At 70.6% G+C, this 12,371-nt stretch carries 8 protein-coding genes; 2 read left to right on the forward strand and 6 right to left on the reverse strand.

All coding sequences use genetic code 11. The annotated features are described in order from the left end of the window. Positions 1-144: 144 nt before the first annotated feature. The 3 genes from BIV24_RS25420 to BIV24_RS25430 all read right to left on the reverse strand — a co-directional run bounded on the left by BIV24_RS25420 (position 145) and on the right by BIV24_RS25430 (position 4,362). Positions 145-2,445, reverse strand: coding sequence for a CDP-glycerol glycerophosphotransferase family protein (locus tag BIV24_RS25420; protein WP_071368765.1), 2,301 nt, complete (start codon positions 2,443-2,445; stop codon positions 145-147). Between the two features lie 104 nt (positions 2,446-2,549). After that, the gene (locus tag BIV24_RS25425) at positions 2,550-3,473 is read right to left on the reverse strand and encodes an ABC transporter ATP-binding protein (RefSeq protein WP_079168525.1); all 924 of its coding nucleotides are present in this window, start codon (positions 3,471-3,473) and stop codon (positions 2,550-2,552) included. Beyond that, positions 3,448-4,362 (reverse strand): ABC transporter permease, encoded by a 915-nt coding sequence (locus tag BIV24_RS25430; protein WP_071368767.1) that lies wholly within the window; start codon positions 4,360-4,362, stop codon positions 3,448-3,450. The genes BIV24_RS25425 and BIV24_RS25430 overlap by 26 nt, the downstream gene beginning before the upstream one ends. A gap of 257 nt (positions 4,363-4,619) precedes the next feature. Between BIV24_RS25430 and BIV24_RS25435 the strand changes: the two genes are divergently transcribed. Continuing rightward, positions 4,620-5,243, forward strand: a complete 624-nt coding sequence (locus BIV24_RS25435) for a TetR/AcrR family transcriptional regulator (RefSeq protein WP_071368786.1) — start codon at positions 4,620-4,622, stop codon at positions 5,241-5,243. Positions 5,244-5,394: 151 nt separating this feature from the next. Here BIV24_RS25435 and BIV24_RS25440 read toward each other — a convergent pair whose 3' ends face one another. Then, complete coding sequence (locus BIV24_RS25440; protein WP_071368768.1) at positions 5,395-6,996, reverse strand: glycosyltransferase family 2 protein; 1,602 nt, start codon at positions 6,994-6,996, stop codon at positions 5,395-5,397. A 55-nt stretch (positions 6,997-7,051) separates the two neighbouring features. Then, the gene (locus tag BIV24_RS25445) at positions 7,052-8,383 is read right to left on the reverse strand and encodes a glycosyltransferase 87 family protein (RefSeq protein WP_071368769.1); all 1,332 of its coding nucleotides are present in this window, start codon (positions 8,381-8,383) and stop codon (positions 7,052-7,054) included. A 139-nt stretch (positions 8,384-8,522) separates the two neighbouring features. Between BIV24_RS25445 and BIV24_RS25450 the strand changes: the two genes are divergently transcribed. Then, positions 8,523-10,118: a glycosyltransferase family 39 protein gene (locus BIV24_RS25450; protein ID WP_245766945.1), complete on the forward strand. Its 1,596-nt coding sequence runs from the start codon at positions 8,523-8,525 to the stop codon at positions 10,116-10,118. A 34-nt stretch (positions 10,119-10,152) separates the two neighbouring features. Here BIV24_RS25450 and BIV24_RS25455 read toward each other — a convergent pair whose 3' ends face one another. Beyond that, a complete protein-coding gene (locus BIV24_RS25455) occupies positions 10,153-12,369 on the reverse strand; it encodes a bifunctional glycosyltransferase/CDP-glycerol:glycerophosphate glycerophosphotransferase (protein ID WP_071368770.1) in 2,217 nt (738 codons plus the stop codon). Between the last annotated feature and the right edge of the window lie 2 nt (positions 12,370-12,371).

Genomic DNA, 12,371 nt, shown 5'->3' on the forward strand with positions numbered 1-12,371 from the left:
CCCCGTTATTCAGGGCGAGGAGGAAACACATCCCTGGAGCGGAGCCGCGCAGCGGCGGAGATCACTCCGCCATTCCAGCAACGGACATTGTTTACAAAGGCTTTGATATATTGTGATGTTCGACGCGCCAGGTCAAGCGATCTTTCAAGGACCGCTACTGTCCGACGTCGGAGCAGGCTGAGGAGCTTGCCATGCCGTCGCCTCCTCCGGTGTCGGCGCCGGGGTGCGTTCGTCCACGGGAACGACCGGCGGCAGCGACTCCTCGCTCTCGCCCAGGAACACCCGGCGCACCACCCGTTCCGCCGCCCGCCCGTCGTCGAACTCGCAGAAACGGCGCCGGAAGCCGGCGAGGGCCTTCATCGCGGCCTCGTCGCGCCATGCGTCCGTCTCGAAGAGAGCCGCCAGCTCCTCCTGGGTGTGCGCCACCTGGCCCGGCGCCTCGGCCATCAGGTCGAAGTAGACGCCGCGGGTCTTCGCGTACGTCTCCCAGTCGTCGGCGTAGATCACGATCGGGCGGTTCAGGTTGGCGTAGTCGAACATGATGGACGAGTAGTCCGTCACCAGGGCGTCCGCCGCCAGGGAGAGTTCCTCCACCGGGTCGTACGACGACACGTCGATCACCCGGCCCGAGCGGCGCAGGCTGCTCAGCGGGGAGGCCGCGCCGCCGTAGAAGTAGTGGCCGCGGACCAGCAGGACCGTGTCCTCGCCGAGCCGGTCCGCCAGTGAGGCGAGGTCCAGGCGCGGGGTCCAGCCCACCTCGTAGTCGCGGTGCGTGGGTGCGTACAGGATGGCCCGGCGGCCCGGGGCTATGCCCAGGCGGTCGCGGATCGCACGGATGTCCTCGGCGGTCGCCGAGTAGAAGACGTCGTTGCGCGGGTAGCCGTAGTCCAGCGGTGTGTAGCGCGAGGGGTAGGCCCGCTCCCACATCCGGGTGGAGTGACTGTTAGCGGAGACGCTGTAGTCCCACTTGTCTATGCGGGCGAGCAGGGCGTCGAAGTCGAGGCCCTTGGAAGCGGCCGGGAACTCCAGCTGGTCCAGGCCCATGCGCTTGAGCGGGGTGCCGTGGTGGGTCTGGAGGTGGATCGCGTCCGGGCGCTTGACCACCGCGTTGGGGAAGTTGACATTGTTGACGAGGTACTTGGCCCTGGCCATCACGTCCCAGTAGCGGCGGGTTCCTGGCACGATGTGGTTCGTGCCGGGCGGCAGCAGCGCCGCATTTCGCCGGGAGACCACCCACACCGGGCGGATGTGCGGCGCGAGTTCGGCGAGCTTCGTGGCGATCGCGGCCGGATTGCAGGCCACGCCCCGGTCCCAGTACGCGGAGAACACCGCCAGGTGCGGGTCGACGGGCTCGCTCAGGGCACGTCGGTAGAGACGGTCGCGCAGTTTCGCGCCCACCTGGCGCTTGCCCGCCACGAGCACCGACTTCACCTCCCGCCGCTTCTGGTTGGCGGTCTGGAAGGCGCGGTACTTGGTGTACGCGTTGTCCTCCAGGAGCGAGCGGCGTATGCCCTCGAAGCCGGCCGGGCGCCGGTGGTTCTCCGGCCGCCAGTGCACGGCGGCTCGGGAGGCGCGGGTGAAGAACTCCCGTGCCGCCGTCTCCGGCATCTCGCTGCGGACGAAGGTGCGCAGCAGTTCGCGGACCATCACGTCGTACAGGACCGTGCGCGGCCCTTCGGGCGCGCCGCGTTCCGCGAGGAGCCGGTGCAGCCGCTCATACCGACCGATGAGCGCGTACCGCTGCTCGACGGTCACCGACGGCAGGCTCTGCTCCCGCAGCTCCCGTATCTCGTAGGCCACATGATCCAGGCAGGCGATCGCGTCGGCGTACAGGAGTACGGCGAAGGCGGTGTACGTCTCGTCGTCGCAGAGGGCCTCGCCCGCCGTGCCCGTGGAGTCCTGGGAGGCATCGAGCAGGGCCTGGTGGGCGCGCCAGAAGTCCGCGCGCACCACGCGGTTGCCCAGCACCGGGTTGAGTCGCAGCAACTGGGGGAAGTCGGCGAGCGCGACGGTGCTGCGGCCCGCGCGGGCCAGGATCCGGCCGTCCCCGCTGGGTGCGCCGGTGGACTGCCAGGTGGAGCGGAGGTGGTTGACGACCAGGACGTCCGCCGAGTCCCCGAGTTCCGCGGTGCGGTCGGCGATCGTGCGCAGGGTGCCGACGGGCAGTCCGTCCTTGGCGTGCACGAAATGCAGCCAGCGGCCGGTGGCCCGGGCCGCGCCCGCCGCCCGGGCCGCGCCGTCGCCAGTGCCTTCCGGCAGCGGCAGCACCACCATCCGGGGGTCCTCGGCAGCGCGCCGTTCCGCCTGCCGTCGGGCCCAGTCGCCGACGGCGGCGACGACCACCTCGGCCCCGGTGAACGGATCGGCGGCGAGGGCGTCCAGGAGTTCGCCCAGGTGACCTTGGGGATCGGGGCCGTGGACTATGACGCTCAGCCCTGGTTGCACATGGCCTCCTTGGTTTTCAGACACCCACGGCAGCGCTGCTGCTGGTGAACAACACGGTGGACAACAACGGGATGAGATACAACGCTTTCGAGCGTTTTCGGCCCTCAGGACGGAAGAGGTACTTTTCCGGCCCCGGGTTGCTTCTGCTCCTGCTTCGACGGCTTCGCCGGCGGCGATGGCCTGGGGGCGGTCGTGCCCTTCGGCTTGTCGCTCCCACCGGTGAACGCCTCGTACTCCGCGAGGACTTCCTCGGTCGGCCCGTCCATGCGCAGCACGCCGCGCTCCAGCCACAGCACCCGGTCGCAGGTGTCACGGATCGAATTGTTGTTGTGGCTGACCAGGAAGACCGTGCCCGCGTGCCGGCGCAGTTCGCGGATGCGGTCCTCGGAGCGCTTCTGGAAGGAGCGGTCGCCGGTGGCGAGGGCCTCGTCGATGAGGAGCACGTCGTGGTCCTTGGCGGCGGCGATCGAGAAGCGCAGGCGGGCGGCCATGCCGGAGGAGTACGTCCGCATGGGGAGGGTGATGAAGTCGCCCTTCTCGTTGATGCCGGAGAAGTCGACGATGTCCTGGTAGCGCTCCTTGACCTGCTCCCGGGACATGCCCATGGCGAGACCGCCGAGGTGAACGTTGCGCTCGCCCGTCAGGTCGCTCATCAGGGCGGCGTTCACGCCGAGGAGGGAGGGCTGGCCGTTGGTGTAGATCTTGCCGTTCTCGACGGGCAGCAGCCCGGCGACGGCCTTGAGCAGCGTCGACTTGCCGGATCCGTTCGTACCGATCAGGCCGATGGCCTCGCCTTTGTACGCGGTGAAGCAGACGTTCTTGACGGCGTGCACCCGGCGCACGCCCGCCGCCTTCTCCGCCTGGTTGCGGCTCAGGATGCGGTTGAGCGCGGCGGTGGCGGAGCCGCGGCCGGCGCCGGTGCCGTTGACGCGGTAGACGATGTCGACGCCGTCACAGATGACGGTGGGGACGCGCTCGCCGTTCGGTTTGTCGTGTACGAGATCAGCCACGGCCGTACCTCTCCTCAGCCTTCCAGAAGTAGATGAAGCCGCCGACGCCGACGAGCAGGGCCCAGCCCGTCGCGTACGCCCACACATGGTGGGGGAGTTGGTCGGCGTGGAAGCTGTCGATCAGCGCGAAGCGCATCAGGTCGATGTAGACGGCGGCCGGGTTGGCCTGCAAGAGGACCATCACGGTGTGCGGCAGGTGACTGTGCTTGAGCGTCTTGTCGATGCTCCACATGACGCCCGACACGTACATCCAGGTGCGCAGGACGAACGGCATCAACTGCGCGATGTCCGGCGCCTTCGCGCCCATCCGGGCCATGATCATCGAGATGCCCGCGTTGAACGTGAACTGAAGGGTCAGGACCGGAACCGCGAGCACCCAGGAGATGCCGATCGGCGACCCGACGCAGAGCAGGATCACGACCAGGGCGGCCATCGAGAACAGCAGTTGCTGGAGCTGCTGCAGCGCGAAGGAGATGGGCAGCGCGGCGCGGGGGAAGTGCAGGGCGCGCACGAGCCCCAGGTTGCCGGAGATCGCGCGGGTGCCCGCCATGATCGAACTCTGCGTGAAAGTCCAGACGAAGACGCCCGTGACCAGGAACGGGATGTAGTCGGGCACGCCGTGCTTGGTGCCGAGCAGTACGCCGAAGATGAAGTAGTAGACCGCCGCGTTCAGCAGCGGCGTCATGACCTGCCAGACCTGGCCGAGCTTCGCCTGGCTGTACTGGGCGGTGAGCTTGGCGGTGGCGAAGGCCGTGATGAAGTGGCGGCGCGCCCACAGCTGGCGGATGTACTCGGACAGGGAGGGGCGCGCGCCGCTGACCGTGAGGCCGTATCGGGCGGCGAGCCGCGCCGGGGTCTCGGCCGCCGCGCCGGCCGTGGGGGGCGGTGTGTCGAGTACCTGGCTCACATCCGCTGCTTTCGCTCGAGGTCGGGTACGCAGACCGGTCCGCAGTCTTCCGCCGTGATGACCCCTCTGGTGCCGCCTTCCGGCATTTCTCACGTTTCTTGCCGGGGTCTTGCTCTGCTCTAGGGGTCTTGCACTGCTCTTGCGGTTTTCGATCACCATTCTTACGTCGGGACGGGACCGTATCGTCGTGACGTGAGCGTAAGGCGTCGCGACACCGCAACGCAACCGTTTCGTCGTCACGCCCTATGCTGGTCCGCATGACGACGAACGCCGACACCCCCCAGGTGAAACGGCGCCGCACACCCGCGGGTGCGGCCGTGCTCCGCGAGGAAGTGACGGAGGCCATTCGTGCGGCCGTCTTCGAGGAGCTCGCGGCCGTCGGCTACGCCCGGATGTCCATCGAGGGCGTCGCTCGCCGGGCGGGCGTCGGCAAGACGGCGGTGTACCGCCGATGGCGCTCCAAGCTGCACCTGGTCCTCGACCTGGTCTCGGCGGTCGCGGTCCAGGGGCTGCCGGCTCCCGACACCGGCTCCCTGGAGGGGGACCTGTGCCTCCTGTACGAGGTGACGTCCCGGGCGCTGCGCCACCCGGTGGCCGGCCAGATCATCCCGGACCTCCAGGCGGAGGCGGCCCGCAACCCCGATATCGCCCAGGCCATGCAGAAGGCGCTGCGGGAGGGTCAGCAGAGCGCGGCGAGCGGCATCGTGGCGGCGGCCGTGGCGCGCGGCGAGATCCACGACGGCGCCGACAGGGACCTGGCCCTCGACCTGATCTCGGGCCCGCTGTACTGGCGGACGCTGGTGGTACGGAGCCCGAAGCTCCCCAAGGGGTACCTGGAGGGGCTGGTGCGGGCCACGGCGGCGGCGCTCAGGGGGTTGTGAGGGGCACGCGGCCTTCGGCTCGGTGATGTCCGGCTACGCGGCCTTGGTACCGGCGGACTTCGGGGCGGCGTCCTCGGGTGGGCGGAACCTGTGACACATTCGCCGAAACTGTCACACTCACACGCCTACCCGGTCACCTGCCTTCGTGCACTCACCGCAAGTGAAGCAGGCGTCGGAGTCTGCGGCCCACGACGGACGTCACCCCTCGTGCCCCCGATGCCACCCGCAACGCCAGTGCGCCGGAGTGCGTCGCGTACGGCTGCACCAGCAGCGCGCCGTGCCTCAGGCTCGGCACCGCGCGACGGCGCAGCAGGCCGGGGCCGGTGAGGGCGTGCGCCGTGGTGTCACGGCTCGTGCCGTCGTCGAAGCGCAGCATCAACCGCAGGTCCCAGGTGCCGGCGCCGAGCGACTGGAGGTCCACGGGTGCCTCGGCCGTCCAGCCGTCGCCGGCCGCGTCCCGCCCGAGCGCGGCCGTGCGGGTGAGGCCCACCCGCGTGCTGTCCTCCCGGAGCACGAACTCCACGTCCACCCTGGCCGGACGTGCGTTCTCCACACGCCCGTACAGCTCGTGCAGGCGCAGCCGCAGACGGGTGGTGCGCAGGCGCGGTCGCAGTTCGGCGTCCACGGCGACCGGCAGATGCCGCATGGGGCGGTGCAGCAGATGTTCCAGCTGGACCTGCGGCAGGTCCGCCGACCAGACGGGAATGCCGTCCCCGGTGCTCGCGTAGGGCGGGGTCAGCCGCGCCGGACGGGCCGCCAGCTCCCGGAGGCGGTGCAGGTCACGCGGCTGCTCGGCGGCGAGCACCACCTGCGCGATCACCCGGCCCGGCACGGACGCCTGCGCGAAGTCGGCCGTGTCGAAGCCCGACAGGTACGCGCGCGTGAGCTTCCACCACGCGTCGCGGTACTCCGCCTCGCGCAGCGGGAGTTCGCGGGCGTACATGCGCAGCCCGCGGTCCAGGAACGTGCAGCGCGCCGCCCGCGCCAGCCGCTTCTCGCCGACGCCCAGCAGGGTCTCGTACGCCTGCCGGTTCGCCTTCATGCGCGCCTTCCAGTTGGCGGTGTCGGCGCGGTCGAGCGAGATGGACAGGCGCTGGGCCGAGCGGCGCACATGCCAGACGTAGACCGTGTCGGGCACCAGGGCGATGCTCGGCCCGGCGGCCAGGACGCGCGCGCTGAACACGAAGTCCTCGTAGGGGAAGCGGCCTTCGGGGAAACGGATGCCGTGCTCGCGCAGGAAGTCGGTGCGGTACAGCTTGTTGACGCACAGCGTGTCGTGCACCAGGCGGGGGCGCCGGGAGGGATGGGAGACCACCGCGGACCGCTCGTACAGCTCCGGCTGCCAGGGCACCTCGCGTCCCGACGGCAGTTCGCGGCGCACGCACAGGCCGGCGGCGAGCTGGGTCCCGTGTGCCACGGCGGCCCTGAGGAGCGTCTCCACCGCGCCGGGCGGCAGCACGTCGTCGCTGTCCAGGAACATCAGGTACGGCGCGGTCGCGGCGTCGATCCCGTCATTGCGCGGGGTGCCGCAGCCGCCGCTGTTGACGGTTCTGCGCACCACCGTCACACGCGGGTCCTCGGCGGCGAGGGCGTCCAGCAGCTCGGCGCTGCCGTCCGTCGAACAGTCGTCGACCGCGATCACCTCGTGGACCACACCGCCCTGGGCCAGAGCCGAACGCACCGCGTCCGTCACATGAGTGGCGTCGTCGTAACCGATGACGACGACGCTGACCTGTGCATCGTGAGAGTGCATCGAATCCACGAGCCGGGAGCGTAGAGATACTTAGTAATTATCTGTTAAGAGCTGCTTACTTGCCTGTGCGGAAGAAGGCAGGAATCCAGTCGGTTCGCCGCGTCGGTTCGTCCGGTTCGGGCCCTTCCGGCATGGAGCATCCTGAGCGCCACAGGCGGACGAAGGACATGATCGCCGCGGACGCCAGCAGCCCGTTGCGTACCAGCATGAGCAGACAACCCGTCCAGGTGCTGTCGATGACATAGCCGTAGAGGGCGGGATACTCCACGGCGCTCACTGCTGTCGCCGCCAGGACGAGCAAGGCCACGGTCCGCTGGGTGGTGTGCCGTGAGGTCAGGCAGACGGCGGCCAGCCCGACCAGCCACACCATGTACTGGGGGCTGATCACCCGGCTCGTCACCGTGAACAGCAGGACGGCCGCGAGCGCCGCGTCGTACGGGGTCGCCGGCGTCCAGTGGCGGGCCCGCACCCGCCAGAGCAGCAGCAGGCCGAAGGCCGCCGCGGTCAGCGCGAGCGAGCAGGCGGCGACGGTCTGCACATACGGGCCCACGAACTCCACCGCCCCGTACTGGTAGCGGGTGTCCCCCGACCAGCCGGTGCGGTGCGCGAACATCAGCACCGTGCCGCCCAGCGACTCGATCTGCACACCCCGGCCGCCCTGCTGGCGCAGGAAGTCGAACGGGTTGCGGAACAAGGCGGCGAGCAGGGCGAGCAGCGTGGCCGCGGTGACCACGGCCGCCGTCCACGCCTCGCGGGTGGTGCGGCCGCGCGGGGTGCCGATGAGCGCCAGCGCCGGCCAGACCTTCACCAGGGCCCCCAGCGCCGCCCATGCTCCGCACGCGCGTGCGGAGCGTGACAACGTCAACAGGGAGATGACGGCGAAGGCGGTGACCTGGACGTCGTAGCGGACGAGCGGGATGTGTAGCAGCAGCGGCAGGCCCGCCGTCCATAGCGCCGCTCCGCCCAGCGAGCGGCCCGGGCGCGTGCCCGCGAGTGCGAGGGCGAGTGCGATCAGGGCGTCCGTGAGCAGGGTGAGGACTACGAAGGCCTGGAAGTACGTCAGATGTGGCAGCAGTCCGGGCGCGAGCAGCACCACGCCCGCGCCCGGCGGGTACTGCCACAGGTGGTCGCCCGTCGGGAACCTGCCGTGTGCGAGGCCGCCGTACCAGTGGAAATACAGCTTCCACACCTCACGTGCGACCCCGCCCCGGCCGAGCAGGGCGTACTGGTCGTGAGTGAGCAGCCACAGCATCAGGGCGCGGGTGGCGAGCCAGCCGACGGCGAGGAGAAGCAACCGACGGGCTGTGCGGACCCTCTTCGAAAGCGGCGGCGAACGATGCGTGGCCGTGGTGGCCGGGGCCTGCGTGGCACTCTTCAAGGCACTCATCAAACCCGCATCGTAAGGCGGTTGGCCCCATATCTAGCCCGATGAGCCGTCAATAACCAGCAAAGGCTGGTTAATAGTAAAAAACCTGCGGATGTTGAATGAGGGTATGAATCGGTCACCGGTGAGGTGTGCGGAGCGCATGGCCGTCCTCGTGCCCGCGGTCACCATGCTCACGCTCGGCTTGTGGGGACTGGACCGCGGCGGCATGTGGCGCGACGAAGCGGTCACATTCCAGGTCGCGCGCCGCTCGATGGCGCAGATCTGGCATCTGCTGGGCAGCGTGGACGCGGTGCACGGCCTGTACTACCTGCTCATGCACCTGGTCCTGGCCGTCCGTCCCGGCGAGGTGCTGCTGCGGCTGCCCTCGGTCTTCGGGGCGGCCGTGGCGGCCGGCCTGGTCGCCGCGCTGGGCACACGACTGTGCCGGCCACGGGTGGGGCTGTGGGCGGGGCTGCTGTACGCCATCACGCCGATGGTCGGGCACTACGCGCAGGAGGGCCGCTCCTACGCGCTGGTCGCGGCCGGGGGCGCGGGAGCGACGCTGCTGCTCGTGCGGGCGGTGCAGGGCTCCAGTACCCCAACAGGCGTCAGGTGGTGGCCCTATGGCGTGGTCCTCGCCGCCACCTGCCTGCTGCATGAGTTCGCGGTGCTGGTCCTTCTGGCGCACGCCTGCACGCTGGCGCTCGCGCGGGTGCCGTGGCGGGTGTGGCGGGGGTGGCTGTGCGCGGCCGGAGCCGCCGTCGCGGTGCTGCTGCCGCTGGTGCTGTTCTCGCGGGGGCAGGCGGCCCAGGTGGCGTGGCTGGCGGTACCGGACGGCAGCAGCGTGGAGGGGCTGGTGCGGCAGTTCGCGGGGCCCGACCAGGTGGTTCTGGGGCCGTACCTGGTGCTGATGGCGTTGGGCGTGCGCGCTCGGGGGCCGCAGCGGGGGGTGTCCCTGGCGGGGGTGGCGTTGCCGTTGCTGGTGGTTCCACCGATGGTGCTGATGGGGGTGTCGCAGTTCCGGCCCTTGTACGACGACCGGTATGTGCTCTACGCGCTGGCGGGGGCGCCGTTGCTGGCCGCGGCGGGGGCCGAGCGGGTGGCCGGGGCCGTCGGTCGGCTGAGGGCCGGCGGCACCCGCCGCGACTCCCGGGTGCGGGCACCGTACGCCCTCTCCCGGCGCGTGGGCGCGGCTCTACTCGGTGTGCTCGCCGTCTGTGGCGTTCTCGTCGTGCAGTTTCCGCTGCTGCGGGCCGACCGCAGCGCCGCCAACCGGCCCGACGACCTCGCCGCCATGTCCGCCGTCGTGGGACGGGAGGTGCGGCCCGGGGACCCCGTGCTGTTCCTGCCCTCGCTGGAACGCCGGTCGGCGCTGGCCTATCCGGCGGACTTCCGGGGGATCCGGGACGTGGCGCTGAAGGTGCCCGCCGCCGCCGACGGAACGCTGTACGGCCGGGAGGTCGGGGCCGGTGAACTGCGGCGGCGGCTCGGTAGGCTGGCGTATGTGTGGGTGGTCAGCGAGCCGTACGTGCTGCGCTCCTCCTGGACCCCCTGGAACAGCACCGAGCGGGCCAAACTCGCGGTCGTGAACAAGGGGTTCGTCACCCGCGCGGAGTATGTGAGCCGCGGTGTCACCCTTCGACTCTACGTACGCCGCGCAGAGTCCCGGCCCGCCTCCGCTCCCACGCGACCCGCGGTGACACCCCGCTCGAGCCGGTCCTCGGGCAACCCGCACTTCCGGCCCCGTACGCCCTGACGGCGCACGGGTCGCACGCATGTCCGCACCTGGCTCAGCGCATACCGGTCAGCACATCGCGCTCGCCCGCCGCCGGTGCCGGGATCGACTCCGGGGCGTCCGGCTCGCCCAGCATCAGCGTGCGCACCACCCGCTGCGCCGCCCGCCCGTCGTCGAACTCGCAGAACCGCGCCCGGAACCCGGCCCGCAGCCGCGCCGACTCCTGGTCCCGCCAGCATCCGGAGGCGAACAGCCACGCGAGTTCCCGGTACGAGTGCGAGACATGACCCGGCGCGCCCTCGGTGATGTCGAAATAGGCACCCCGGCTCGCCGTGTACGCGCCCCAGTCGTCGGCATGCACGACGATCGGCCGGTCCAGGTTGGCGTAGTCGAACATGAGCGCCGAGTAGTCCGTGACCAGGGCGTCCGAGGCGAGCATCACCTCCTCCACCCGCGGTTCGTCGGTGGCGTCGACCACGACCCCCCGCCGGTGCAGTTCGGCCAGCCCCAGCCCTCGGGCCGGGCCGTCCGCGAGTGACGGGTGCAGCCGTACGACGAGGGTGTGGCCCTCGCCCAGGTCCTCGGCGAACCGGGCCAGGTCGAAGTGGTCGACGTGGCCGCCCCGGACGTGGTCGCGCCGGGTCGGCGCGTACAGCACGACCGTGTGGTCCCGGGGGATTTTGTGCCGCGCCCGGAACTGGGCCCCGTCGCCGGGCTTCGCGTTCACGAGGACGTCGTTGCGGGGGCTGCCCGTGCGGGCCGAGGCGAAGTGGCAGGGGTAGGCGCGGCCCCAGACCAGCTCCGAGTGGCGGTTGGCGACCAGGCTGTGGTCCCAGCGGTCGGCGCGGCGCAGCATCTGCGGCACGTCGAACCCGTACCGGGCGCCCGGCTTGCCCTGCAGGTCGGCCCCCATGTACTTCAGCGGGGTGCCCTGGTGGGTGTGGATGTGGACGCTGCCCGGTCGTTTGACCAGAGTCCAGGGCCAGTTGACGTTGTTGACGAAGTACGTGGCCCGTGCGGTGATCCGGCGGTAGCCCAGGGAGTCCGGGGTGACGTACTCGATGTCCGGTGGCAGGTGTTCCGCCTGGTCCTCGCGCACCACCCACACGCCCCGGATGTGCGGGGCGACATCGCGTGCGGCGCGGTGGATGGCGGCCGGATCGCCGAGGACGCCGTGGTGCGAGAACGCCGAGTAGACCGCCAGGTTCGGGTCCAGGGCGCGGTGTTCGTGCATCCAGGACCAGCCCCGCTTGATCCGCCCGGCCGCCACACCGCGGGCCTGCCGGGCGCGCCGGCCCAGCGCGTCACCGACGGCGACGGCCCGCTGCCGGGCCCGGTAGTGGCTGTAACTCCCTTCCAGGATCCGCAGTTCGCCGGGGACCGGCTGCCCGGTGCGGTGCTTGTGGAAGAGCTCGGCCGTGCGCCGGAAGAACTCGTCCTTGTCGCGGGCGGGCAGCCGGTCCGGCTTGGCGAGGATGTCCAGACAGTGCTCGCCCATCTTGCGGTGCAGGTACGGGCGCCAGCCGGCCAGTTCGGGGTGGGCGTCGAGGTACGCGAAGACCCGCTCGTACTGGTCGTGGACGTCGAAGTGCTTGCGGCTGGTGGTGGACAGGATGTTGCCCTGGCGGCGCTGCCGGTAGTTCAGGCAGATCCGGTCGAGCGTCGCGATCCGCCGGGCGCTCAGCAGGGTGGGGAAGGTCCAGGGCGTGTCCTCGTAGTAGCCCGGAGGGAAGCTGAAGCTGTGCGCGGTGACGTAGTCACGGCGGTAGACCTTGTTCCACACCACCATCAGCAGGTCGAGGATCTTTGGGTACTCGGCCGCGGTGAAGGTGTGCTCGCCGGCCTCTGCGAGCACCTGGGCCAGTGCGTTGCGCCGGGTGCCGCCCCACCAGTAGGTGCGGGCGTAGTCGAAGACGAGGATGTCGGGGCCGCCAGGGCCGCCGGTCTCGTCGAGCCGGTCGGCGATCGCGCGCAACGCGCCCGGGGTGAGCGTGTCGTCGCTGTCGAGGAAGAAAAGGAAGTCGCCGACGGCGTAGGGCATTCCGGCGTTGCGGGCCCGGCCGAGGCCGACGTTCTCGGGCAGGTGCAGCACCCGCACCCGCGCGTCGCGCTCCGCGTACTCGTCGAGGATCGCGCCGCAGTCGTCGGGCGAGCAGTCGTCGACCGCGATCACCTCGAAGTCGGTGTACGACTGCCCGAGCACCGAGTCGAGGCACTCGGCCAGGAAACCCTGCACCTTGAAGACGGGGACGATGATGCTGAAGCGGGGCACTG

Origin of the sequence: Streptomyces colonosanans, assembly GCF_001866645.1 — a bacterium.
Classification (GTDB): Bacteria; Actinomycetota; Actinomycetes; order Streptomycetales; family Streptomycetaceae; genus Streptomyces; species Streptomyces colonosanans.